This is a genomic window from Streptomyces sp. NPDC007164, assembly GCF_040634135.1.
GTDB lineage: Bacteria > Actinomycetota > Actinomycetes > Streptomycetales > Streptomycetaceae > Streptomyces > Streptomyces sanglieri.
Window position 1 is genome coordinate 51,400 of record NZ_JBEYFB010000038.1, and the last position, 24,053, is coordinate 75,452.

Annotated in this window: 23 protein-coding genes; 11 read left to right on the plus strand and 12 right to left on the minus strand. The window is 70.7% G+C overall.

Going from position 1 to position 24,053, the window contains the following annotated elements; all coding sequences use genetic code 11:
• Window positions 1-26 precede the first annotated feature (26 nt).
• A complete protein-coding gene (locus ABZ622_RS32365; protein WP_360549301.1) occupies window positions 27-1,169 on the plus strand; it encodes an NADH-quinone oxidoreductase subunit D in 1,143 nt (380 codons plus the stop codon).
• Between the two features lie 35 nt (window positions 1,170-1,204).
• On the opposite strand, the gene ABZ622_RS32370 is transcribed toward ABZ622_RS32365, so the two are convergent.
• The 4 genes from ABZ622_RS32370 to ABZ622_RS32385 form a co-directional block, all read right to left on the minus strand.
• Window positions 1,205-2,221: a hypothetical protein gene (locus tag ABZ622_RS32370; RefSeq protein WP_360549303.1), complete on the minus strand. Its 1,017-nt coding sequence runs from the start codon at window positions 2,219-2,221 to the stop codon at window positions 1,205-1,207.
• Window positions 2,222-2,335: 114 nt separating this feature from the next.
• Entirely contained in the window at window positions 2,336-3,325 is a 990-nt protein-coding gene (locus ABZ622_RS32375; protein WP_360549305.1) for an ABC transporter substrate-binding protein, read from the minus strand.
• 107 nt (window positions 3,326-3,432) lie between these two features.
• A complete protein-coding gene (locus ABZ622_RS32380; RefSeq protein WP_360549307.1) occupies window positions 3,433-4,107 on the minus strand; it encodes an ABC transporter permease in 675 nt (224 codons plus the stop codon).
• Window positions 4,108-4,110: 3 nt separating this feature from the next.
• On the minus strand, window positions 4,111-4,821 hold the full coding sequence (locus ABZ622_RS32385) for an ABC transporter permease (protein ID WP_360549309.1): 711 nt from the start codon (window positions 4,819-4,821) through the stop codon (window positions 4,111-4,113).
• A 134-nt stretch (window positions 4,822-4,955) separates the two neighbouring features.
• On the opposite strand from ABZ622_RS32385, the gene ABZ622_RS32390 reads away from it, so the two are divergent.
• Window positions 4,956-6,143, plus strand: a complete 1,188-nt coding sequence (locus ABZ622_RS32390; protein WP_360549311.1) for a betaine/proline/choline family ABC transporter ATP-binding protein — start codon at window positions 4,956-4,958, stop codon at window positions 6,141-6,143.
• Between the two features lie 18 nt (window positions 6,144-6,161).
• Here ABZ622_RS32390 and ABZ622_RS32395 read toward each other — a convergent pair whose 3' ends face one another.
• Window positions 6,162-7,286, minus strand: a complete 1,125-nt coding sequence (locus ABZ622_RS32395; protein ID WP_360549313.1) for an alpha/beta hydrolase-fold protein — start codon at window positions 7,284-7,286, stop codon at window positions 6,162-6,164.
• Window positions 7,287-7,424: 138 nt separating this feature from the next.
• Here ABZ622_RS32395 and ABZ622_RS32400 point away from each other — a divergent pair, with 138 nt between their 5' ends.
• The 6 genes from ABZ622_RS32400 to ABZ622_RS32425 all read left to right on the plus strand — a co-directional run bounded on the left by ABZ622_RS32400 (window position 7,425) and on the right by ABZ622_RS32425 (window position 12,355).
• The gene (locus tag ABZ622_RS32400) at window positions 7,425-9,266 is read left to right on the plus strand and encodes a phosphatidylglycerol lysyltransferase domain-containing protein (RefSeq protein WP_360549315.1); all 1,842 of its coding nucleotides are present in this window, start codon (window positions 7,425-7,427) and stop codon (window positions 9,264-9,266) included.
• A gap of 94 nt (window positions 9,267-9,360) precedes the next feature.
• Window positions 9,361-10,158, plus strand: coding sequence for a dihydropteroate synthase (folP, locus tag ABZ622_RS32405; RefSeq protein WP_360549350.1), 798 nt, complete (start codon window positions 9,361-9,363; stop codon window positions 10,156-10,158).
• On the plus strand, window positions 10,155-10,637 hold the full coding sequence (locus ABZ622_RS32410) for a nuclear transport factor 2 family protein (RefSeq protein WP_360549317.1): 483 nt from the start codon (window positions 10,155-10,157) through the stop codon (window positions 10,635-10,637). The genes folP and ABZ622_RS32410 overlap by 4 nt, the downstream gene beginning before the upstream one ends.
• Before the next feature lie 203 nt (window positions 10,638-10,840).
• A complete protein-coding gene (gene folB / locus ABZ622_RS32415; protein WP_266915086.1) occupies window positions 10,841-11,200 on the plus strand; it encodes a dihydroneopterin aldolase in 360 nt (119 codons plus the stop codon).
• On the plus strand, window positions 11,197-11,808 hold the full coding sequence (gene folK, locus ABZ622_RS32420) for a 2-amino-4-hydroxy-6-hydroxymethyldihydropteridine diphosphokinase (RefSeq protein WP_360549320.1): 612 nt from the start codon (window positions 11,197-11,199) through the stop codon (window positions 11,806-11,808). Before folB ends, folK begins: the two co-directional genes overlap by 4 nt.
• 64 nt (window positions 11,809-11,872) lie before the next feature.
• The gene (locus ABZ622_RS32425) at window positions 11,873-12,355 is read left to right on the plus strand and encodes a DUF3180 domain-containing protein (RefSeq protein ID WP_360549322.1); all 483 of its coding nucleotides are present in this window, start codon (window positions 11,873-11,875) and stop codon (window positions 12,353-12,355) included.
• 40 nt (window positions 12,356-12,395) lie between these two features.
• Here the strand turns inward: ABZ622_RS32425 and folE are convergent, their stop codons facing one another.
• From folE to dacB, 6 genes are all read right to left on the minus strand, one after another.
• The gene (gene folE, locus ABZ622_RS32430; protein ID WP_360549324.1) at window positions 12,396-13,001 is read right to left on the minus strand and encodes a GTP cyclohydrolase I FolE; all 606 of its coding nucleotides are present in this window, start codon (window positions 12,999-13,001) and stop codon (window positions 12,396-12,398) included.
• Window positions 13,002-13,154: 153 nt separating this feature from the next.
• Complete coding sequence (gene ftsH, locus ABZ622_RS32435; protein ID WP_360549326.1) at window positions 13,155-15,185, minus strand: ATP-dependent zinc metalloprotease FtsH; 2,031 nt, start codon at window positions 15,183-15,185, stop codon at window positions 13,155-13,157.
• Between the two features lie 228 nt (window positions 15,186-15,413).
• Entirely contained in the window at window positions 15,414-15,953 is a 540-nt protein-coding gene (gene hpt / locus ABZ622_RS32440; RefSeq protein ID WP_072487175.1) for a hypoxanthine phosphoribosyltransferase, read from the minus strand.
• Between the two features lie 100 nt (window positions 15,954-16,053).
• Window positions 16,054-17,136 carry a tRNA lysidine(34) synthetase TilS gene (gene tilS / locus ABZ622_RS32445; protein ID WP_360549328.1) on the minus strand — a complete coding sequence of 361 codons (1,083 nt, stop codon included), beginning with the start codon at window positions 17,134-17,136 and terminating at the stop codon, window positions 16,054-16,056.
• Between the two features lie 197 nt (window positions 17,137-17,333).
• Window positions 17,334-18,467: a zinc-dependent metalloprotease gene (locus tag ABZ622_RS32450; RefSeq protein WP_360549330.1), complete on the minus strand. Its 1,134-nt coding sequence runs from the start codon at window positions 18,465-18,467 to the stop codon at window positions 17,334-17,336.
• 217 nt (window positions 18,468-18,684) lie between these two features.
• A complete protein-coding gene (gene dacB, locus ABZ622_RS32455; protein WP_360549332.1) occupies window positions 18,685-20,190 on the minus strand; it encodes a D-alanyl-D-alanine carboxypeptidase/D-alanyl-D-alanine-endopeptidase in 1,506 nt (501 codons plus the stop codon).
• 86 nt (window positions 20,191-20,276) lie between these two features.
• Between dacB and ABZ622_RS32460 the strand changes: the two genes are divergently transcribed.
• The gene (locus tag ABZ622_RS32460; protein ID WP_031090989.1) at window positions 20,277-20,771 is read left to right on the plus strand and encodes an inorganic diphosphatase; all 495 of its coding nucleotides are present in this window, start codon (window positions 20,277-20,279) and stop codon (window positions 20,769-20,771) included.
• 204 nt (window positions 20,772-20,975) lie between these two features.
• Window positions 20,976-22,685, plus strand: a complete 1,710-nt coding sequence (locus tag ABZ622_RS32465) for a threonine/serine exporter family protein (RefSeq protein ID WP_360549334.1) — start codon at window positions 20,976-20,978, stop codon at window positions 22,683-22,685.
• Between the two features lie 22 nt (window positions 22,686-22,707).
• Here ABZ622_RS32465 and ABZ622_RS32470 read toward each other — a convergent pair whose 3' ends face one another.
• Window positions 22,708-23,421, minus strand: a complete 714-nt coding sequence (locus tag ABZ622_RS32470; protein ID WP_360549336.1) for a VTT domain-containing protein — start codon at window positions 23,419-23,421, stop codon at window positions 22,708-22,710.
• Between the two features lie 170 nt (window positions 23,422-23,591).
• Between ABZ622_RS32470 and ABZ622_RS32475 the strand changes: the two genes are divergently transcribed.
• Complete coding sequence (locus ABZ622_RS32475) at window positions 23,592-23,957, plus strand: YbjQ family protein (RefSeq protein ID WP_360549338.1); 366 nt, start codon at window positions 23,592-23,594, stop codon at window positions 23,955-23,957.
• Window positions 23,958-24,053 lie beyond the last annotated feature (96 nt).

Here is a 24,053-nt window from a genome sequence, read left to right on the forward strand (position 1 = left end):
CCGCGCGTTCGCGCGATACTGGCCGCATGACGGAGACGACGGTCGGCATCGGCGGAGCGGCGGAGAGCACCGACATGGTGCTCAACATCGGCCCCCAGCACCCCTCCACCCACGGCGTGCTCCGACTGCGCATCGTCCTGGACGGCGAGCGCATCCGGCACGCCGAGCCGGTCATCGGCTACATGCACCGCGGCGCGGAGAAGCTGTTCGAGGCCCGCGACTACCGGCAGATCGTGATGCTCGCCAACCGCCACGACTGGCTGTCGGCGTTCTCCAACGAGCTGGGCGTCGTGATGGCCGTGGAACGCATGCTCGGCATGGAGGTCCCGGAGCGCGCGGTCTGGACCCGCACCCTGCTCGCCGAGCTGAACCGGGTCCTGAACCATCTGATGTTCCTCGGTTCGTACCCGCTCGAACTCGGCGGGATCACCCCGGTGTTCTACGCCTTCCGCGAGCGCGAGGAGCTCCAGGCCGTGATGGAGGAGGTCTCCGGCGGCCGGATGCACTACATGTTCAACCGGGTCGGCGGCCTCAAGGAGGACCTGCCGGCCGGGTGGCTCGGCCGCGCCCGGGACTCCGTCGCCTCGGTCCGGTCCCGAATGGACGTCTACGACGACCTGGTGCTCGGCAACGAGATCTTCCGGGGCCGCACCCGCGGCGTCGGCGTGCTCTCCGCCGAGGCCGTGCACGCGTACGGGGTGTCCGGGCCGATCGCCCGCGCCTCGGGCGTCGATTTCGATCTGCGGCGCGACGAGCCGTACCTCGCGTACGCGGAGCTCCAGGACACCCTGAAGGTGGTCACCCGTACCGAGGGCGACTGCCTGGCCCGCTTCGAGTGCCTGCTGGAGCAGACGCACAACGCCCTGGACCTCGCGGACGCCTGCCTGGACCGGATGGCCGGCCTGGCGCCCGGCCCGATCAACCAGCGGCTGCCCAAGGTGCTGAAGGCCCCCGAGGGCCACACCTACGCCTGGACCGAGAACCCGCTCGGCGTCAACGGCTACTACCTGGTGTCCAAGGGCGAGAAGACCCCGTACCGGCTGAAGCTCCGCTCCGCCTCGTACAACAACATCCAGGCGCTCACCGAGCTGCTGCCGGGCACGCTGGTCGCCGACATGGTGGCGATCCTGGGCTCGCTCTTCTTCGTCGTCGGCGACATCGACAAGTAGCCGACGGGCCCCGGGACGGCGGGTTCCGGGGTCGGCTACGAGATCGCGCTGCGCAGCTCCGCCACGTCCAGCTGCTCGGTCTCGTCGTGCACGGTCAGGTCGATGACCTCGCCGACGACCTGGTTCTCGGGCTTGCCGGTGCGGTGCGCGGCGAGCGCCTCCTCGCCCACCACGTCGGCGAGGTCCTCGTTCTGCACGGACTCGATCGCGGCCCGCGCCGCCTTCTGCGTGCCGAAGAAGTCGAAGCTGCCCTGCGGCACCGGATGGCGGCGGGACGCCGCGTACGGGGCGACGGCGGTGGAGGCCGGTGCGGTGCGTGCCGGGGGCAGCGCGGCGGACTGCCGGGGCGCGGGCAGGGCGGCCGGCGGGCGCAGGTGCTGCGCGCCGGTCCGGTCCTCGGCCGCGGCGTGCCTGCCCCGCTGCTCCTCCGCCGCCCGGGAACGCTCCGCGAGATCCCGCGTCCTGGCCTGCTCGGCGGTGCGGCGCGCCTCCTGGAGCGCCCCGTTGCGGGAGAGGTCCTCCAGCGCCTGGGCGGCCCGCAGATAGGCGGCAGGCGTCGGGGTGGAGCGGGCGGCGGGCAGTTCCCGGGGCGTGGCGGCGGCTTCGAGCGCGAGCTGCCTGCGGCCCTCCAGCGCGCTGGCCCGCTCGGTCTCGGCGGTGGCGTACCGGCGCAGCAGGGCGGCGTGCTCGCCGCGCAGGTTGGCGAGCTCCACGCGCTTGCGGCGCAGCTTCGTCTCCAGCCGGGTGCGCAGCTCCCGCGACTCCTCCAGGTCGGACTCCAGCTCGGCGATCCGCTCCTCGGCCCGCCATTCGTCGCCGGCCCGGGCCCGGGTCAGCTCCGCGACCCGGTGGCCGGCCTCCCGGTCCCAACTGCGCATCAGATACGCGCCGGTCACGGCGGCGGCCGCGGCGGCCGCCGCCAGACCGCGCAGGACCAGGGGCTCGGCGAGCAGCCAGGTGCTTCCGGCACAGAGAACCGAGACTCCGACGACTGCCGACGACGGAAGGATTCTGTGCAGAGGTGGCGAATGGCGATGGCGTCCACGTGGCATGGCCTGAAATTTACCGTGTGTACGGGGCACTTGGGGGGCCGCCCGGCAATCTGTTCCCTCCCGGTTACCTGACGGCCCCCTTTCTCCCGTCCGACGGCCCCTTTCCCCCGATTCCTACTTCTGCACGAGGCCCTTCGAGCGCAGATACTCCTTGGCCACATCCGCGGGCTTTGCGCGCTCTGCGTCGACCTTGCGGTTCAGTTCCGCGAGGTCTTCGGTGGTGAGCGCCTCGGTGAGCTTGCCGAGCGCGTCGGCGATGTCCTGCGAACCGGCGTCCTCGGCATTGAGGACCGGCAGCACGTTGTCGGCGTTCTGGAGCTTCTTGTCGTCCTCCAGGAACACCAGGCCGTAGCTGTCCAGCACCGCGTCCGTGGTGGTGGTGAGGACCAACTGGTCCTTGCCGTCCTTGACCGCCTGCTTGGACTGCGGCGTACCGACTCCCTTGGGGTCGATTCCGGTGACATCGATGCCGTACGTCTTCTTCAGACCCGGTGCGCAGAACGGCCGCACCTCGCACTCGTCACCCGCCGCGATCTTCACCGCGACCTTCGACCTGCCGAGGTCGGAAAGGGTCTTGAGCTTGTTCTTCGCGGCGAATTCCTTCGTCACCGCGAAGGCGTTCTGGTCGACGGCCGCACCGGCCGGGAGCACCTTCAGTCCGCGCGGGGCGGCGAGCTTCTCCAGCGCGGCGACCGTGGCCGCCGTGTCACCGGAGGCGACCGGCGCCTTCTCGGCCTTCTTCGCGCCGTTCACCTTGGCATTGAGGAATTCGGCGATCGTCGCGGCGTATTCCGGGACGACATCGATCTCGCCCTTCTCCAGCGACGGCTCGTAGAGTTCCCGGTTCGCCACCGTGGTGATCGAGGTGCTGTATCCGGCGTCGCCCAGGATCTGCGCGTACAGCTCCGCGAGCACCTTGGACTCGGTGAAGGAGGCCGCGCCGACGACGAGCGAGCCCTTCTTGCCGGAGCCCGCGGCGCCGGCGGACGCCGAGCCCGACTTGCCCTTGTCCTTCTCCAGGCTGTCGCCGCCGCAGGCGGCGAGCGAGCCGGCCAGCGCGACCATGCCGATGACCGCGCCGGCTATGCGCGAGGTCTTGCTCATTGTTGTTCTCCGTCCACAGCAACCGTCTGATCTGAAATCTGATCTGGAATGGGATGGGATGGGATCCGGGGATCACGGATCAGGTCCGGCTCGGCCGTCATGCGCCCTCAGGCCGTCCGGCGGCGGCGCGGTGGTGACAGCAGCCGGTCCAGGCCCACCAGCACCGCCTCCACCAGCAGCGCGAGCACGGCGACCAGCACCGCCCCCGCGACCACCTGCGGTGTGTTGTACGTGTTGAACCCGGCGGTGATGATCCGGCCGAGGCCGCCCTGGCCGACCATCGCGGCGATCGTCGCCGTGGCGACCACCTGGACGGCGGCGGAACGCAGCCCGGTCATGATCATCGGGTAGGCGAGCGGAAGCTCGACCCGTACGAAGAGCTGCCGTCCGGACATCCCCATGCCCCGCGCCGCCTCCGTCACCGACCGGTCGACCTCCGTCATCCCGACGTAGGCGTTGGTGAGCAGCGGTGGCACGGCGAACAGCACCAGCGCGATGACCGTCGGCACATATCCGGCGTTGCGCAGCGGCGAGACCATGAAGAGGGCCAGCACCGCGAAGACCGGGACCGCCCGCCCCACGTTGGAGAGGTTGACGGCCAGTGCGCCGCCTTTCCCGATGTGCCCCAGGTACAGCGCGACCGGCAGCGCGATCGCGCAGGCCAGGGCCAGCGAGACGCCGCTGACGTACAGGTGCTCGGCCAGCCGGTGGGCCGCCCCGCTCTCCCCCGACCAGTTGGCGCCGGTGGTGAGCCAGGTCCAGGCCTCGCCGAGAACTCCCATGGGTCAGACCGCCTTTGCCACGGTGTCCGCGCTCGTCCGCACGGCGCGTATTCGGGTCCACGGGGTCAACAGCCGCTGCACACCGAGCAGCAGCAGATCCGCGACGACCGCGAGCAGCACGCACAGGACCGAGGCGGTGAGCACCTGGGCCTTGAAGAAGCTGGGGAGCGCGTCGCCTATGAGATTGCCGAGGCCGCCCCTGCCGATGATCGAACCGACCGTGGTCAGCGCGATCGTCGACACCGTGGCGATCCGCACCCCGGCCATCAACGCGGGCATCGCCAGCGGGAGTTCGACTTCCCAGAGCAGCCGCACCGGCCCGTACCCCATCCCCTTCGCGGCTTCCTTCGCCTCCTGGGGAACGGCTTCGAGGCCGGCCAGGATGTTCCGCACGAGGATGGTCAGCGAATACAGCACCAGGCCGGTGACCACCAGCGCGGCGGAGAGCCCGAACAGCGGCAGCAGCAGCGAGAACATGGCCAGCGAAGGCACGGTGTAGAGGATCGTCGTCAGTCCGAGCACCGGTCCGGCGAAACGGCGGCTGCGGCGCGCGAGCAGCGCCAGCGGAAAGGCCACCAGCAGTCCGATCGCCACCGAGACCACGGTGATCCAGATGTGCTGGACCGTCGCATCGGTCAGCTCCTGACTGCGGGAACGGAGATACTCCCCGCAGATCCAGTCGTTCGTCACCAGGCAGTTCTGTCCCGCGGCCATCCGTCCCCACCTCCCGGTCATCGTCTCGTACGTATGTATGTATGGGCGACCCTATCCTCGACCACTGACAATCGCGGGGGCCGTTGTATTTCAGCAACACGTCCTTCACAGAACACGCGTCACAATGGGGAACCATGATCCGTTTCGAGCACGTCACCAAGCGGTACGCGGACGGCACCACCGCCGTCGACGACCTTTCCTTCGACGTCGCCGAGGGTGAACTGGTCACGCTCGTCGGACCGTCGGGGTGCGGCAAGACGACCACCATGAAGATGGTGAACCGGCTGATCGAACCGACCGAGGGCCGGATATTCCTCGACGGGGACGACATATCCGCCATCGACCCCGTCCGACTGCGCCGCCGTATCGGTTATGTGATCCAGCAGGTGGGACTCTTCCCGCACCGCACGGTGCTGGAGAACACCGCGACCGTCCCGCATCTCCTGGGCTGGAAACGGGGAAAGGGACGGGAACGCGCGGCGGAACTCCTCGACCTTGTCGGACTTGACCCTTCCGTTTATGGCGACCGCTATCCGGAACAGCTCTCCGGAGGTCAGCGCCAACGCGTCGGCGTGGCAAGGGCACTGGCCGCGGACCCGCCGGTGCTGCTGATGGACGAGCCTTTCGGCGCGGTCGACCCGGTCGTGCGGGAACGGCTGCAGAACGAATTCCTGAAACTTCAGGAACAGGTCCGTAAAACCGTCCTGTTCGTCACGCACGACATCGAGGAAGCGGTCCGGCTCGGCGACCGGATAGCCGTCTACGGGCAGGGCTCCATCGAGCAGTTCGACTCCCCGGCCACCGTGCTCGGCGCGCCCGCCACGCCCTACGTCGCGGACTTCGTCGGCGCCGACCGGGGCCTCAAGCGGCTCTCCGTCACCCCCATCGAGGAGGGCGACCTCGACCAGCCGCCCGTCGTCCACCTCGACGACTCCCTCGCGAAGGCGACCGAGCGACTGCGGGCCCAGGGCGCGCGCTGGGCCGTCGTACTGGACGGCCAGGACAATCTGCACGGCTGGATCCCCGCCGACGGCGCCGGAGCCGGAGCCGACGGCAGGGTGCGTGCGCACGCCCGCCGGATGGAGGCGTGGCTGCCCGTCGGCGCCCCGCTCAAGCAGGCGTTCGCCACCATGCTCCAGCACGACGCGGGCTGGATCGCCGTCATCGACGCGGAGTCCACCGGCCGGTTCCTCGGTGTGCTCACCCCGGCCCGGCTGCACGAGGCGCTGCGCCGCTCGATCGACGCGGACGCCCAGGACGTGCCGCGCGCCGAGGTGGCGGTCGAGACCGTGGCGAGCGTCGGCAAGACCGCCGCCGGGTGAGCCGGGAGACCCCGCGCGTCAGTTCTCGCTGAGCCGGCTGCTCATCCAGTCCAGCGCCGAGGGGATCTCCCGCCGCCAGGTGTTGAAGTTGTGCCCGCCGCTGTCGAGCACGATCGAGGAGACCTGGGCGGGCGACTTCACCTTGGAGATGAACTGCTGGGTGGAGCGGTAGTTCCCCTCGCCGTGCCTGGACGTCGTGACCAGGAAGGACGAGTCGGGCTGCTTCGGCAGGTGGTCCAGCGTCCACATCAGATCGGAGCGGTTGCGCGCCTGCTGGTCGCCCTGGAAGAGGTCACCGGTCGTCGGGTCCTCGGCCGCCTTATAGTACGCGGAGAGCCCGACGCTCGCGGCGAACCGGTCCGGGTGGTGGAGGCCGATCTTCAGCGCGCAGTAACCGCCGGTCGAATTGCCCATGATGCCCCAGTTGTGGGCCAGCTTTCCGACCCGGTACCCGTCCGAGACCACGTTCGGCAGATCCTCCGCGAGGAACGTCTCGGTCTGCGGCCCGCCCTTTATGTCCACGCACTCGGTGTCCCTCGGCGGCGCCAGCGTCGGCCGCAGCATCACCAGGATCATCGGCTGCGCCCGGCCCGCCTTCACCCGTTCATGCGCCGTACGCGGATATCCGAGACCCTTCAGGAGGTTCTCCGGGATGCCCGGGTAACCGGTCAGGACGACCACGGCGGGGAACTTGCGGCGGGCGAACGCCGGCTGGAAGTACTCGGGCGGGAGGTACACGTACGCCGAGCTCTCGATCCCCGACCGCCGGCCCGAGATCACGACCTTGTCGATCCGTCCGCTCTTCACCGGCCGCGAGGCGCCCGGCACGTCCGGCAGCTGCATCCCGACCCGGACGATGTTCTTGGCCGCCAGCGTCCCGGCCGCGTGGTCCGTGACGACGCCCAGATCCTGCTTCTGGCCGAGCAGATCGGCCCACGATCCGTAGAAGAGGAAGGAGTTGTTGGCCAGCAGACCGACCGAGGAGAAGACCGTCACCTGGGTCACCAGCAACAGGCCGACCCGGCCCAGCACGGCGCGCACGCTGCGGCGGGCCAGCCGGGGCCAGAGCCAGATCGTGGCGGCGAAGAACACCAGGGCCAGCCCGATGACCAGTCCCAGGAACACATTGCTGGTGAGACCCATGGGGGTGAGCTTTCTTGTCTGGAAATTTCCGGCTGTCGGGTGAACCCCGGATCCGGAAGCCTCGTCCTACTAGTCGCACATCGTCCGGAGGGCTACGACCGAAGGACTCAAAAATCTCTCGCGGAACCACGGGAAGCGATGTCTGTCACGCTAGATGGGGATAAATCAGGATCGGTTCCGAGCCCTGTACGCAAGTTCGTACGCGGCCCGCGCCCCGAATCCGTACCGACGCTGGTCGGTACCGCCTGCACCGTCGTCGGCCTGATCGATGTCGCCGCAGGCGTCTTCCCGCGCTTCCGGCACAGCCGGATGCACACCCTCGCCGAGGTACTGCCCGGCGCCCTCGGGCCGTTCGCCGCCGCGCTCTCGCTGAGCGCCGGCGTCCTACTGCTGCTGCTCGCCCACGGTCTCAAGCGGCGCAAGCGGCGGGCCTGGCGGGCCGCCGTCGTACTGCTGCCGGCCGGTGCGCTGGCGCAGTTCACCTACCGGCACTCGGTCATCGGCACCCTCGTCTCGCTGGTGCTCTGCCTGCTGCTGGTCCGCAACCGCGGCGAGTTCGCCGCGCTCCCCGACCCACGGAGCCGCTGGCGGGCACTGGCCAACTTCGTGCTCCTCGGCGCGGGTTCGCTGGCCCTCGGGCTGGTCGTCGTCAGCGCCCACCCCGGCCGGGTCGTCGGGAGCCCCAGCATCGCCGATCGGCTCCAGCACGTGCTGTACGGAATGCTCGGCTTCGAGGGACCCGTCGAGTACGCCGACGACACCTCCTGGACCGTGGCGTACTCCCTCGGCGCCCTCGGCCTGCTGACCGCCGTCACCACCATCTACCTCGCCTTCCGCCCCGAGCACCCGGCCGCCCGCCTCACCGAGGACGACGAGGCCCGGCTGCGCGCCCTGCTGGAGAAGCACGGCGGCCGCGACTCGCTCGGCCACTTCGCGCTCCGCCGCGACAAGGGCGTCGTCTTCTCCCCCAGCGGCAAGGCCGCCGTCTGCTACCGCGTGGTGTCCGGGGTGATGCTGGCCAGCGGCGACCCGATCGGCGACGTGGAGGCCTGGCCCGGCGCCATCGAACGGTTCATGGACGAGGCCAGGGCTCACTCCTGGACCCCCGCCGTGATGGGCTGCAGCGAGACCGGCGGCGAGGTATGGACCCGCGAGACCGGACTCGACGCCCTGGAACTGGGCGACGAGGCGGTGGTGGACGTCGCGGATTTCTCGCTCGCCGGGCGCGCGATGCGCAACGTACGCCAGATGGTGAAGCGCATTGAACGCCTCGGCTACGAGACCCGGGTCCGGCGCGTGAGCGACATCGGCGAGGACGAACTCGCCCGCATCCGCCTGGCCGCCGACGACTGGCGCGGCACCGACAACGAACGCGGCTTCTCCATGGCGCTCGGCCGGATCGGCGACCCGGCCGACGGGGACTGCGTCATCGCCACCGCCCACAAGGCCGACGAGCACACCGACGGCTCCCCCTACGGCGACGTGAAGGCCGTACTCCACTTCGTCCCGTGGGGCCGCGACGGCATGTCCCTCGACCTGATGCGCCGCGACCGCTCCGCCGACCCCGGCATGAACGAACTCCTGATCGTCGCCGCCCTCCAGGCCGCCCCCCAGCTCTCGGTCGAACGCGTCTCGCTGAACTTCGCGATGTTCCGCTCGGCGCTCGCCCGGGGCGAGAAACTGGGCGCCGGACCGGTGCTGCGGACCTGGCGCGGGCTGCTGATCTTCCTGTCCCGCTGGTTCCAGATCGAGTCGCTGTACAAGTTCAACGCCAAGTTCCGGCCCCGCTGGGAGCCCCGCTTCGTCGTCTACCGCGCCGCCCGCGACCTGCCCCGCATCTCCCTCGCCGCCATGCAGGCGGAGGGCTTCGTGAGCCTGGCACTGCCCCGCCCCTTCGCCCGCCGCTTCCCGGCCCCCCGGCCCCGCCCCTGCACCCACACCATCGCGCCGGGCCGGGAGCAGCACGCGCGCGCGGCGTAGCTCCGCGCCGTACGGGGCCTACGCTGGTCGCATGAGTACGTTGCGTGGACGAGGCACGGTCCAGGGCCTTCCGGAGTGGGACCGCTGCGCGGTCATGGGTGTCGTGAACGTGACCCCGGACTCCTTCTCCGACGGAGGCCGCTGGTTCGACACCACGGCCGCGGTCAAACACGGCCTCGACCTGGTGGCCCGGGGCGCCGACCTGATCGACGTGGGCGGCGAGTCGACCCGCCCCGGCGCCAGCCGGGTGGACGCCTCGGAGGAGCTGCGGCGCGTGGTCCCGGTGGTCCGGGGTCTGGCGTCCGAAGGGGTCACGGTCTCCGTGGACACCATGCGGGCCCGGGTCGCCGAGGAGGCGGTCGCGGCCGGAGCCGTGCTGGTCAACGACGTGAGCGGCGGCCTCGCCGACCCCGACATGGTCCGGGTCGTCGCCGCGGCCGGCGCCCCGTTCGTGGTGATGCACTGGCGCGGCTTCAGTGAGTCCATGAACAGCCGGGCGGTGTACGGGGACGTCGTCGCCGAGGTCGCCCGGGAACTGCGGGAACGGATGGACGCCGTGGTCGCGGGCGGCATCGCCCCGGAACGGATCGTGATCGACCCCGGACTCGGCTTCGCCAAGGACGCCACCCACGACCTCGCCCTGGTCGCCCACCTCGACGAGCTGCGCGCCCTGGGCCGTCCGCTGCTGGTCGCCGCCTCCCGCAAACGCTTCCTCGGCCACGTACTGGCCGGCGAGGGCGCCGCCCCGCCGCCCGCCCGCGAACGCGACGCCGCCACCGCGGCGATCTCCGCGCTCGCCGCCCACGCCGGCGCCTGGGCCGTCCGGGTCCACGAGGTGCGGGCCACGGCCGACGCCGTACGGGTCGCCCGCGCCGTCGAGGGAGCCGCGTGAGCGGGCCCCGCGACGAGCACGCGGAGGCGGCCGCCGACATCGCGGCCGTCGAGCAGGCCAACACCGCCTTCTACGAGGCGATGGAGCGCGGCGACTTCGAGGAGCTCTCCGGGCTCTGGCTGCCGGGCGAGGACCTCACCGTCTCCTGCGTCCACCCGGGCTGGCCGGTGCTGAGCGGCCGCGGCGAGGTGCTGCGCAGTTACGCGCTGATCATGGCGAACACCGAGTACATCCAGTTCTTCCTGACCGACGTCGGGATCTCGATGACCGGCGACACGGCCCTGGTGACCTGCACGGAGAACATCCTCAGCGGCGGTCCCGCGGAGGACGGCAACGCGCTCGGACCGTTGGTCGGCCAACTCGTCGTGGCCACCAATGTGTTCCGGCGCACATCCGACGGCTGGAAGCTCTGGTCCCACCACGGCTCGCCCGTACTGACCGAAACCGGTGAGGAAGAGGACGAAGAGACGCCCTCCTGACCTGCCTGTTGGGCGGCTGGTCCGCCGCGAGGGGGTTGGAACGGGGCAGTGCGGGTATACGCGGCTACCAGTCGCGTGGGGCCGCGTCCACGGCCCCCGCGGGCGAGCACTGTCGGTGCTCGCAGGTAGATTCGAAAGAGAGCACCTCGCCGTCCGCACGCGGCCCCGTGTCTCTACGACCAACGACAGCAGGAGTGATTCGCGTGGATCGTGTCGCGCTGCGCGGCCTCAAGGCCCGTGGGCACCATGGCGTCTTTCCCAAGGAACGGGAAGAGGGCCAGACCTTCATCGTGGACCTGGTGCTCGGCCTGGACACCCGCCCCGCGGCGGCCGCCGACGACCTGACGAAGACCGTGCACTACGGCGTCGTCGCGGAGGAGGTCGTCGAGGTGGTGCAGGGCGACCCCGTCGACCTGATCGAAACGCTCGCGGAGCGCATCGCCCAGCAGTGCCTCAAGCACGAAGGAGTCGAGGAGGTGGAGGTCGTGGTGCACAAGCCGGATGCGCCGATCACCGTCCCCTTCGACGATGTGACCATCACCATCACCCGGAGCCGAGTATGACTGCGTTTTCCACCGAAGGGCAGAGCGACCCGACCGTCCAGCCGGTGCCCGCCTCCGTGGTCGAGCAGGTGGACGCGGCGGACGTCACCCTCTCCAACCCCAAGCGCGCCGTGATCTCCCTGGGCTCCAACCTCGGCAACCGCCTGGAGACCCTCCAGGGCGCCATCGACGCCCTGGAGGACACCCCCGGCCTGCGGGTCAAGGCGGTCTCCCCGGTCTACGAGACGGAGCCCTGGGGCGTCGCCCCCGGCTCCCAGCCCTCGTACTTCAACGCAGTGATCGTCGTGAAGACGACGCTCCCCCCGTCCTCCCTCCTGGAACGCGGCCAGGCCATCGAGGAGGCCTTCGACCGGGTCCGCGAGGAGCGCTGGGGCCCGCGCACCATCGACGTCGACATCGTGGCGTACGCGGACGTCGCCTCCGACGACCCGGTGCTCACCCTCCCCCACCCCAGGGCCCACGAGCGGGCCTTCGTCCTCGCCCCGTGGCACGACGTCGACCCCGAGGCCCAGCTGCCCGGCGCCGGCCCCGTCGCGGAGCTGCTGGCCGGAATCGGCCGCGACGGCGTGCTGCCCCGGGCCGATCTGGAACTCCGGCTGCCCGAGTAGTCGTTAGGCTCAGTCGTTAGGCTCGACGGAAACGGATCACCGGCGGCGAAGGGCGGATCACTCGGTGAAGCAACTCAGGCTCGGGGTACTGGTCGGCCTCTTCGCCGCTGCCGGGGTGCTCTCCTGGGGCGGTGCCCGCCTCTGGGACTCCCTGGGCAGCCTGCCGAGCGTGCCCCTCGCCGCGCCGATCGTGCTCGCGGTGATCGCCGTCATCCTGCTGGCGACGGCGCTCTCGATCCGTGCCCGGCTGCGCGCCCAGCGCGAGCGCCGGCCGGGAGCCAAGGGCATCGAGCCACTGATGGCGGCACGTGCGGTCGTCTTCGGCCAGGCCAGCGCCCTGGTCGTCTCCCTGGTCTCCGGCATGTACGGCGGCACCGGCGTCTTCCTGCTCGGCTCCCTCGACATCCCGGCCCGCCGCGACCAGGCGATCTACGCGGGCTTCGCCGTCCTGGCGGGCGTCGCGGTGGTCGCCGCGGCCCTCTGGCTGGAACGCATCTGCAAGCTCCCGGACGACGAGGACAACGACCGGAGCTCGGCGGCCGCGTAGGGCCGCCGAGCTCCTGTGGTGCGACTGCGCCCGTGTCCGGTCAGCGCGCCATGATCAGGCTCATGGCCTCGGCGCGCGTCGCCGGGTCACGGAGCTGTCCGCGCACCGCCGAGGTCAGCGTCTTCGCACCCGGCTTGCGGATACCGCGCATCGACATGCACATGTGCTCGCACTCGACGACGACGACGACCCCGCGCGGCTCCAGGATCTCCATCAGGGACTCGGCGATCTGCGTGGTCAGCCGCTCCTGGACCTGCGGACGCCGGGCGTAGACATCGACCAGCCGGGCCAGCTTGGAGAGACCGGTGATCTTGCCGCTGGTCGCCGGGATGTACCCGACGTGCGCGACGCCCCGGAACGGCACCAGATGGTGTTCACAGGTGCTGAAGACCTCGATGTCCTTGACCAGCACCATCTCGTCGTGGCCGAGGTCGAACGTGGTCGTCAGGACGTCCTCGGGCTGCTGGTGGAGGCCCGCGAATATCTCCTTGTACGCCCGCGCCACCCGGCCCGGCGTCTCGCGGAGTCCCTCGCGGTCCGGGTCCTCGCCCACCGCGATGAGGAGCTCACGCACGGCGGCCTCGGCCCTCTTCTCGTCGAACTCGCCGATCGAACCCTGGCCGTCCAGCGTCACCGGGTCGGTCATCTGTGCCTCGTTCCTCTGAGCTGTCGCCCGCGCCATGACTACGCACGGGCGTACGAAAAAGCCGCGCCCCCACAGGCTAGAACCTGTGGGGGCGCGGCTTCCATTCCGGGCCCGGTGCGATCCCCGTGAAAGGGGCCACACCGGGGAACGGGATCAGCTCTCGGGCCGCTCCTCCGGGACGACCTCGGTGGCCGGGACGGTGTCCGTGGGGACGACCGAGCCGTTCGCCGTGGTGGCGCCGTTGGTGAGGGCGAGCTCCTTCGGCGAGAGCACCGGAGGACGCGTCGAAGGCGTACGCCGGGCCGAACCGGTCCACGCCGGACGGGCCGGGCGCTTCACGATCGGGGCGAAGATCTCGGCGATCTCCTCCTTGCCGAGCGTCTCCTTCTCCAGGAGCTGGAGCACCAGATTGTCCAGCACGTCACGGTTCTCGACGAGGATCTCCCACGCGTCGTTGTGGGCGGTCTCGATGAGCTTCTTGACCTCCTCGTCGACGAGGGCCGCGACCTCTTCCGAGTAGTCGCGCTGGTGGCCCATCTCCCGGCCCACGAAGGGCTCGGTGTTGTCGCCGCCGAACTTGATCGCGCCGAGCCGCTCCGTCATGCCGTACTGCGTGACCATCGCGCGGGCCGTTGTGGTGGCCTTCTCGATGTCGTTTGCGGCGCCGGTGGTCGGGTCGTGGAAGACCAGCTCCTCGGCCGCGCGCCCGCCCAGCATGTAGGCCAGCTGGTCGAGCATCTCGTTGCGCGTCGTGGAGTACTTGTCCTCCTCCGGGAGCACCATCGTGTAACCGAGGGCGCGGCCGCGGGAGAGGATCGTGATCTTGTGGACCGGGTCCGCCTGGGGGGAAGCCGCCGCGACCAGGGCGTGTCCGCCCTCGTGGTACGCGGTGATCTTCTTCTCCTTCTCGGACATGATCCGGGTCCGCTTCTGCGGGCCCGCCACGACGCGGTCGATGGCCTCGTCGAGCATCTTGTTGTCGATCAGCTTCAGATCGGCGCGCGCCGTGAGGAGCGCCGCTTCGTTCAGCACGTTCGACAGGTCGGCACCGGTGAAGCCGGGCGTACGACGGGCGACGGCGCCGAGATCGACGTCCTTCGCGACCGGCTTGCCCTTCTGGTGCACCTTGAGGATCTCCAGGCGGCCCAGCATGTCCGGCCGGTCGACCGCGATCTGCCGGTCGAAACGGCCCGGGCGCAGCAGCGCCGGGTCGAGGATGTCCGGCCGGTTCGTGGCGGCGATCAGGATGACGCCGCCCTTCACGTCGAAGCCGTCCATCTCGACGAGCAGCTGGTTCAGCGTCTGCTCGCGCTCGTCGTGACCGCCGCCCATTCCGGCACCGCGGTGCCGGCCGACGGCGTCGATCTCGTCGACGAAGACGATCGCCGGGGCGTTCGCCTTGGCCTGCTCGAAGAGGTCACGGACCCGGCTGGCACCGACACCGACGAACATCTCGACGAAGTCGGAACCGGAGATCGAGTAGAACGGGACGCCCGCCTCGCCGGCGACGGCGCGTGCGAGCAGCGTCTTGCCCGTACCGGGAGGCCCGTACAGCAGGACGCCCTTGGGGATCTTGGCGCCGACGGCCTGGAACTTCGCCGGCTCCTGGAGGAACTCCTTGATCTCCTGGAGCTCCTCGACGGCCTCGTCCGACCCCGCCACATCGGCGAACGTCGTCTTCGGGGTGTCCTTGGTGATCAGCTTGGCCTTGGACTTCCCGAACTGCATGACCCGGGAGCCGCCGCCCTGCATCTGATTCATCAGGAACAAGAAGACGACCACGATCAGGACGAACGGCAGCAGCGAGAGGAGGATCGAGATGAACGGGGACTGCTTGGACGGCGAGACCGTGTAGCCCTCGTCGATCTTGCCGCTCTCGAACTTCTGCTGCAGCGTGTCCGCGAGCTGGACACCCTGGTTGCCGATGTAGCTCGCCTGGAACTTGGTGCCGGACTCGCCCGAGAGCTTCTGGCCCTTCTTCAACTCGATCTTGATGATCTGATCGTCACCGGTGGTCAGCTTGGCCTGCGCCACCTGGTCCTTGCTGATCGCCTGGATCACCTTGCCGGTGTCCACCGATTTGTAGCCGCCCGACGAGCCGACGACTGTCATCAACACGACCACGGCGAGGACGGCCAGCACGATCCACATGACCGGCCCACGGAAGTATCGCTTCACGTCCATCCATACGGGGCGAAGCCGCCCCGTCCCTCCTGCCCGTAGGTAAATGCTGCTGTGAGAAAAGACTGTTCTTCGGACGGTACCCCAGCATTGTCACCCGCGACTGCCGGGGACGTCTGTCAGAACCCGCCTTCGAAGACTCAACGGCGGGAATCCCGTGAAAGGTTCCCCGCCGTCGGTTCCGGTCGGTCCGGGCACCGCCGGTGCCGGGCGAAGGGCTCCGGGCGGAGGTCAGCCCCCGTAGACGTGCGGGGCGAGCGTGCCGACGAAGGGGAGGTTGCGGTACTTCTCCGCGTAGTCGAGGCCGTAGCCGACGACGAATTCGTTGGGGATGTCGAAACCGACCCACTTGCAGTCGAGCGCGACCTTGGCCGCGTCCGGCTTGCGCAGCAGGGTGCAGATCTCCAGGGACGCGGGCTCCCGCGAGCCGAGGTTCGACATCAGCCACGACAGGGTCAGCCCCGAGTCGATGATGTCCTCGACGATCAGGACGTGCTTGCCCTTGATGTCGGTGTCCAGGTCCTTGAGGATCCGGACCACTCCGGAGGACTGGGTGCCGGCGCCGTACGACGAGACGGCCATCCAGTCCATGGTGACGGGGGTGGACAGCGCGCGCGCCAGGTCCGCCATCACCATCACTGCGCCCTTGAGGACGCCGACGATGAGCAGGTCCTTGCCCGCGTACTCCGCGTCGATCTTCGCGGCCAGCTCGACGAGCTTCGCGTCGATCTCTTCCTTGGTGAGGAGCACCGACTGAAGGTCGGTGCCCATGTCCTTCTCGTTCACCCGCGTCTCTTTCTCTGCCTGCCGGGTCCGGGGTGTTGCCCCCGGACCTGCGCGGCCGCTCGCCTGCGTGTCAGCCGCTTGTGCTTCAGCTCTGCCGAATGACCAGTCTGCCACCCTGCCGCATGGCTTCGACCCGACCGGGCAGGTTGATGGCCCGCTGGCCGCGCCAGCCGGTGATCAGACGGTCGACTTCCTCGATGTGCCGGGCGAAGAGCGAACCGGCCGGGGAACCGGCCTCCATGGCAGCCCGGCGCAGGACCCGGCGGCGTACGGCGGGCGGCAGCGCGTACAGCTTGGCGCACTCCAGGCGGCCCGCGTCGTCCCGCGCGGCGCGGTCGGCCTGGGCGGCCCAGGTGTCCAGCGCGTCGGCGTCGTCGCGGGAGAGCTGCGCGGTACGGGCGAGGGCCTCGACGACCCCTTTGCCCAGCGCCTTCTCCAGGGCGGGCAGGCCCTCGTGGCGCAGCCGGGAGCGGGTGTAGGCGGGGTCGATGTTGTGCGGGTCGTCCCAGACGGGCAGCGACTGGACGAGGCAGGCCTTGCGGGCGGTCTGCCGGTCGAGCTGGAGGAAGGGGCGGCGGTAGCGGCCGGCCGGTCCGGACGCGGCGGCCATGCCGGAGAGCGAGCGGATGCCGGAGCCGCGGGCGAGGCCGAGCAGCACCGTCTCCGCCTGGTCGTCGCGGGTGTGCCCGAGCAGGACGGCCGCGGCGCCGTGCCGCTCGGCCGCCGCGTCCAGGGCGGCGTAGCGGGCGTCCCGGGCGGCGGCCTCGGGGCCGCCGTCGTGGCCGACCCGCACGGCGACGGACTCGACCGGGTCGAGGTGCATCGCGGTGAGGCGGTCCACGACCTCGGCGGCCCGGGTGTCGGAGCCGTCCTGGAGGCCGTGGTCGACGGTGATCCCGCCGGCCCGGACGTCGAGTTTGTGGGCCTCGAAGGCGAGGGCGGAGGCGAGGGCCATGGAGTCGGCGCCGCCGGAGCAGGCCACCAGCACCAGCGGGGTGTCGGGGCGTTCGGGGAGTGCGGCGCGCTGCCTGCCCGCACCGGCTTCGGCGAGCTCGGGGTGCGGGGTGCGCCGGGTGAGGTCGGCGCTTCGGATGTGATCGGTGAGTACGTCGTGGAGTACGCGGCGGACCGCCAGGCGTATCGCCGCGACCGCAGGATGGGGACCCATGTCCGGTGCCCTTCGTGGAGTTCGGTGAGGTGCCTCGAAGTGGCGGACCGGAGATCTGCCGTCACTCAGAGTGCGTCGATGGTGACAGAGGCAAGCCGTCCATCGAGCATTGCACGCCTTCCCATGCCCTACGGTCCCTCGGATGGGTGATTACCGGCGCGTTCTCATCCTGTCGTCCGCCGTCGGACCGGCCATGATCAGGACTCTGCCCTACGGTGCACCCTCGCGATCCATTCGGCGGGCTTGGCGATCTCCGCCTTGGTGGGCAGGGTGTTCGGCGAGGTCCAGACCCGGTTGAAGCCGTCCATGCCGACCTCGTCGACCACCGCGCGGACGAACCGCTCGCCGTCGCGGTACTGGCGCAGCTTGGCGTCGAGGCCGAGGAGCTTGCGCAGCGCCTGGTCGAGCCGGCCCGCGCCGCGTGCCCTGCGCTGCTGGAACTTCTCCCGGATCTCGCCGACGGAGGAGACCACCTCGGGGCCGACGCCGTCCATCACGTAGTCGGCGTGGCCTTCGAGCAGGGACATCACGGCGGTGAGCCGGCCGAGGATCTCGCGCTGGGCGGGCGTCTGGACGATTTCGACCAGGCTGCGGCCGCCGTCCTCGCCGTCCTCGCCCTCGGGGCGTCCCCCGGCCAGGGACTGGGCGGCCTCGCGGAGCCGTTCCAGCACGGTCATCGGGTCGACGTCGGTCTCGTCGAGGAATGACTGGATCTCGCCCTGCAGATGGTCGCGGAGCCAGGGCACCGCGGTGAACTGGGTGCGGTGGGTCTCCTCGTGGAGCGCGACCCAGAGCCGGAAGTCGTGCGGGTCGACCTCCAGTTCGCGCTCGACGTGCACGATGTTCGGGGCGACGAGCAGCAGCCGGCCGCCGCCGTCGGCCGAGGCGGGGAGCTCGCGGGTGGCCGGGGCGAACGTCTCGTACTGGCCGAGCACCCGGGAGGCGAGGAACGACAGCAGCATCCCGACCTCGACGCCGGTGACCTTGCCGCCGACCGCGCCGAGCACGGCGCCGCCGGGGCCGCCCGCGCGCCGGTCCTGCATCTTCCCCAGCAGCGGGCGGAGCAGTTCGCGGAAGCCCGCGACGTTGGCCTTGATCCAGCCGGCCCGGTCCACGACCAGGACCGGGGTGTCCTCCGGTTCGGTCCCCTCCGGGATCATCCGGGTGAAGGAACGGACGTGTTCCTCCGCGGCCTTGGCATGCCGGCGCAGCTCCGCGACGACCTCGCGGGCCTCCTCGCGGCTGATCTCCGGTCCCGGCCGCACAAGTCGGGTCGCGGTCGCGACCGCGAGATTCCAGTCGACCATCTCGGCACCACCGATGCTCGTCATGCGTCAACCGTACGTGCTCGGGTCCGTCCGCGGTGTGGTGTTGACGGCTCAGAGCCTGTCGGGTGGCCTTCGATCGGAAAGCGGACGCGGTCTGGTGCGTGCGATTCCAAGGCGCCGGGATGGCCTCGTAGCGGAGCTACTAGGCTATTTCGGCAACGCGGGAAGCGTGCGTGCCAGACCGCGTCCGCTTTCCGATCGAAGGCCACCCGACAGGCTCTCAGCCGGTACGGGAGGCGAGAGCCGCCGCGACGGTGTCGAGCGCGGTCTGGGCCTCGGACGGGGAGGTCGTGCCGGATGCCAGGAAGGCGAAGGCGAGCAGCCGGCCCTGCCGGTCGACGACCGTTCCCGCGAGGGTGTTCACGCCGGTGAGGGTGCCGGTCTTGGCGCGGATCAGGCCGGTGCCCCCGGACTTCCCGGTGAAGCGGTCGCTGAGCGTGCCGCTGAAACCGGCCACCGGGAGGCCGGTGAGGACCGGGCGCAGTTCGGGGTGGTCCGGGTCGGCCGCTCGGGCGAGGAGTCCGGCCAGCAGTCCGGCGGTGACCTTGTCCTTGCGGTTCAGTCCGCTGCCGTCGGCGAAGTCCGCGCCGGCCAGCGGCAGGTGGAGCTTCCTGAGCTGTGCGGTGACGGCGCGTCGGCCGCCCGCGAAGTCGGCCGGTTCGCCCGCGGCGAGCGCGGTCTGCCTGGCGAGTGCCTCGGCGATGTCGTTGTCGCTGTTGGTCAGGGCCCGTTCGACCAGGGCGGAGAGCGGTACGGAGCGGTGTTCGGCGACCTTGCGGGAACCGGTGGCCGGGCGGCCGGGCTTCGGCTCCGCCGCGGTGTCGATCCCCGCGTCGTCGAGGAGCTTCGCGAAGGTACGGGCGGTGTCCCCGGCCGGGTCGTCGCTGCGCGGGGCGGGTCCGCTGGTGGTGTCGTCGAGCCTGCCCTCGTCGGTCATCAGGGCGCTGACGGGCGCGATGTTCTCGTTGGGGCCGATCGGGTGCCGGGCCGGGCCGGAGTAGCGGGAGGTGTCGTAGGTGAGGCGGGCCTTCTCGACTCCGTGGTCCTTCAGGGCGCGGGCGGTGTCGGTGGCCAGCCTGCGCAGGGCGGCCCGGTCGAGGACGGGGTCGCCGCCGCCGGCCAGGGTGAGGTGGCGGAAGTCGGCGGACGCCCGGACGGTGGTGGCGATGCGGTGGTCGGGGCCGAGGGCGCTCAGGGCGGCGACCGCGGTGGCGATCTTGATGGTGGAGGCGGGCGTCATGGGTGTGCCGGCGCCCTGGGCGTACAGCCGCTCGCCGTCGGCGGTGTCGATGACGACGGCGGCGCGCCGCTCGCCCAGGGCGGGGTCCTTCAGCAGTGGGCCGAGGGCGGCGCGGAGGGCGGCCGACGCGTCGTCCGGGGTGCTGCGGGTGCCCGGGGCGGAGTTGTCGACGGCGGCGGAGAGGGCGGCCAGGACGGCCGGGGCGCTGGGTGCGGGCGCCGGTCCGGACGGGGCGGCGGATTCGTGATGTGCGCCACCTGTACTGTTCCGGGCGGCGGCCCAGTCCCTCTCGGCCTTACGCTGACCCGAGTCCCAGGGGCCGGCGGCAAGGACGACGCCGGCTGCGAGCGCCAGGCCCAGGCCGGCGGAGACGGCGGTGAACTGCCGGTCGTTCAGTCCCCTCGACCTGATCGTGCCTGCCCGACGGGCGAGCCCGCTCAGCCTGTCCAGCGGGTTGACCGACGGTCTTTTCACCGGCTCGTCCACCGTTGACCAGCCCCTTTCGCGAGCACACATCTGCGTGGGGGACACTTAATCACCAGTCGTATGTGTTGATCATGGAGGAGCCACCCGTGGAGTTCGACGTCGTTATCGAGATCCCGAAGGGTTCGCGGAACAAGTACGAGGTGGACCACGAGACCGGTCGGATCCGCCTGGACCGTCGACTCTTCACCTCGACCAGCTACCCGGCGGACTACGGCTTCGTCGAGAACACCCTCGGCGAGGACGGCGACCCGCTGGACGCGCTGGTCATCCTGGAGGAGCCGACCTTCCCCGGCTGCCTCATCAAGTGCCGCGCCATCGGTATGTTCCGGATGACGGACGAGGCCGGCGGCGACGACAAGCTGCTGTGCGTGCCGGCCTCCGACCCCCGGGTGGAGCACCTGCGCGACATCCACCACGTGTCGGAGTTCGACCGCCTGGAGATCCAGCACTTCTTCGAGGTCTACAAGGACCTGGAGCCCGGCAAGTCCGTCGAGGGCGCCGACTGGGTCGGCCGCGCCGAGGCCGAGGCCGAGATCGAGGCGTCCTACAAGCGCCTTGAGGCGCAGGGCGGCGCGCACTGACCCCAGGGTCGTGGCCGGTTTCCGGCCGAGGTACGTGACACGGTTCCGTGCCGGAGCGGGCGGTACTCCTTCTGTCGGAGTGCCGCCCGTTCCGCGTGTCCGCCCCGGCTCCGGTGCCGCCCTCCTGGCGTCCGTGCCCCCTCCCGTGGCCATACTGGGCACAAGTGCGGCCGACAGTGCGCAGCCGAGGAGGAGCGAGGTCGAGTGGTGGCGGAACAGGGCGGTCCTGAGGACCAGAAGCCCCAGTCCGACGAGGCGCGGAGCGCCTTCGTCCCGCCGGCCGGGGTGGACAGGCGCGCGTCCGCACCCGACGACGACCACCCGACCTCGGAGTTCGCCGTTCCGGCCGGTCTGACGGCCGAGCCCCAGGGGCCGGGAGCGGGTTCCGCTTCGGGTTCCGCCCCGGGGCCGGGTCCGGGTTCGGACACGATCGGTTCGGCCTTCGCCCCGCCGCGCACCTACAGCGCCCAGCACTCGCCGCCCGCCTTCACCCCGGCCCACGGCAGCCCGATGATCCGGCTGACCAAGGAGGCCCCCTGGCAGGACCGGATGCGCACGATGCTGCGGATGCCGGTCGCCGAGCGCCCGGCGCCCGAGCCGATACAGAAGGCCGACGAGGCGGGGCCCGCGGTGCCGCGCGTGCTCGACCTGACGCTGCGCATCGGCGAGTTGCTGCTGGCGGGCGGCGAGGGCGCCGAGGACGTCGAGGCGGCCATGTTCGCGGTGACCCGCAGCTACGGCCTGGACCGCAGCGAGCCCACGGTCACCTTCACCCTGCTGTCGATCTCGCACCAGCCGTCGCTGGTCGACGACCCGGTGACGGCGAGCCGTACCGTACGCCGCCGCGGCACCGACTACACCCGGCTGGCCGCCGTCTTCCGGCTGATCGACGACATCACCTCCGAGGACGTCGAGGTCTCGCTGGAGGAGGCCTACCGGCGGCTGGCGGAGATCCGGCGCAACCGTCACCCGTACTCCGGCTGGGCGCTGACGCTGGCCGGCGGCGGCCTCGCGGGAGCGGCGTCGGTGCTGGTCGGCGGTGGTCCGCTGGTGTTCCTGGTGGCGGCGCTGGGCGCGATGCTCGGCGACCGGCTGGCCTGGCTCTTCGCGGGCCGGGGGCTGCCGGAGTTCTACCAGTTCGTGGTGGCGGCGATGCCCCCCGCCGCGATGGGCGTGGCGCTGACCCTCACCCACTGGTCGGACGTACGGCCGTCGGCGGTGATCACCGGTGGGCTGTTCGCGCTGCTGCCGGGGCGGGCCCTGGTGGCGGGGGTGCAGGACGGGCTGACCGGCTACTACATCACCGCGGCGGCGCGGCTGCTGGAAGTGATGTACCTGTTCATCGGCATCGTCGTCGGTGTGCTGCTGGTGCTGTACCTGGGGCTCCAGCTGGGCGCCCAGCTGAACCCCGAGGCCAGATTCATCCCGCACGACCGGCCGGTGGTGCAGATCCTGGCGTCGATGGCGCTCTGTCTCGCCTTCGCGATCCTGCTCCAGCAGGACCGGTCCACGGTGCTGGCGGTGACCCTCAACGGCGGGGTGGCCTGGGTGATCTATGGGGCGATGGCCCGTACCGGCAATATCTCGCCGGTGGCGGCGACGGCGACGGCGGCCGGTCTGGTGGGTCTGTTCGGGCAGCTGTTCTCGCGCTACCGGTACACCTCGTCGCTGCCGTTCATCACGGCGGCGATCGGTCCGCTGCTGCCCGGTTCGGCCACGTACTTCGGTCTGCTGGCCGTGGCGCAGGGGAGGGTGAACACCGGGCTCGCCTCGCTGTCGACCGCGGTGGCCACGGCCCTGGCCATCGCGATCGGGGTGAACCTGGGGAGCGAGATCTCCCGGCTGTTCATGCGGGTGCCGGGCGCGGTCGGCGGGGCCAACCGCCGCGCGGCCAAGCGGACGCGCGGCTTCTGAGGCCCGGCGGGCGGGGCGTACGTCAGCGCTTGGCGTGCCGGCCGCGCTGGCCCGGGGACGGGCTGCCACCGGCGGACGGGCCCTGGCCCTCGCCGCCGCCGGACGCCGCTTCCTTCTTCGCCTTGGAGCGGGCCCGCAGGAACTCGATCCCGATCGGCACCACCGAGATGAGCACGATCAGGATGAGCATCGCCTCGATGTTCTCGTGGACGAAGTCGATCTTTCCGAGGGCCGAGCCGAGCAGCGTGACACCGACGCCCCAGAGCACCCCGCCGATGATGTTGAACACGATGAACGAGCGGTAGTTCATCCGGCTCACACCGGCGATGATCGGCGTGAACGTACGCACCACGGGCACGAAGCGGGCCAGGATCAGCGACTTCGGGCCGTACTTCTCGAAGAACTCGTGCGCCTTCTCGACGTTCTCCTGCTTGAAGAGGCGGGAGTCCGGGCGGTTGAAGAGCGAGGGGCCGACCTTGCGGCCGAAGAGATAGCCCACCTGGTCGCCGATGATCGCCGCCAGCGCCACCAGGAGGCAGACCAGCCAGAGCGGGGTGTCCAGCTGGCCGGTGGTCACCAGCAGACCCGTGGTGAACAGGAGCGAGTCGCCGGGGAGGAAGAAGCCGATCAGCAGTCCGGACTCGGCGAACACGATGAGGAGGACGCCGGGGACTCCGAAGGTGTTGATCAGATAGTCCGGGTCCAGCCAGCTCGGGCCGAGCGCAAGCGTATTCAAGGGTCCGGGGCTCCTGGATCGTTCGATGGCGGCTGAGTGGCCGCCCAAAGCTATCAACGCAGGATGACACGCCCGGGTTCCAGCCGGTCCCCACGAGGACGCACACCGGACCGGCCTGGGATGCACACCGGGGCAACCGGGACAAAGCTGTCCCCAGGAGGTGCCACACGATGGGCATTGAGGATTACGGCGGCGGGCAGACGGACCGGTCGGACGTCCTGGTCGTCACGACGAACGACGTGCCGGGCTTCCAGGTGACGCAGGTGATCGGGGAGGTGTTCGGCCTCACCGTCCGGTCCCGCCACCTGGGCAGCCAGATCGGCGCCGGGCTGAAGTCCATGATCGGCGGCGAGCTGAAGGGGCTGACCAAGACCCTCGTCCAGACCCGCAACCAGGCGATGGAACGGCTCGTCGAGCAGGCGAAGGCGCGGGGCGCCAACGCGGTGCTGATGATGCGCTTCGATGTGACCGAGGCGGCCGACGTGGGCACGGAGGTGTGCGCGTACGGAACGGCGGTCGTGATCAGCAGGAGCTGAGCGGGCGGGCCGCGGGGTGGGGGGGGGGGCCCCCCCCCCCCCGGGCGCCCCCCCCCCCCCCGGGGGGGGGGGGGGGGGGGGCCCGGGGGGGAGAGC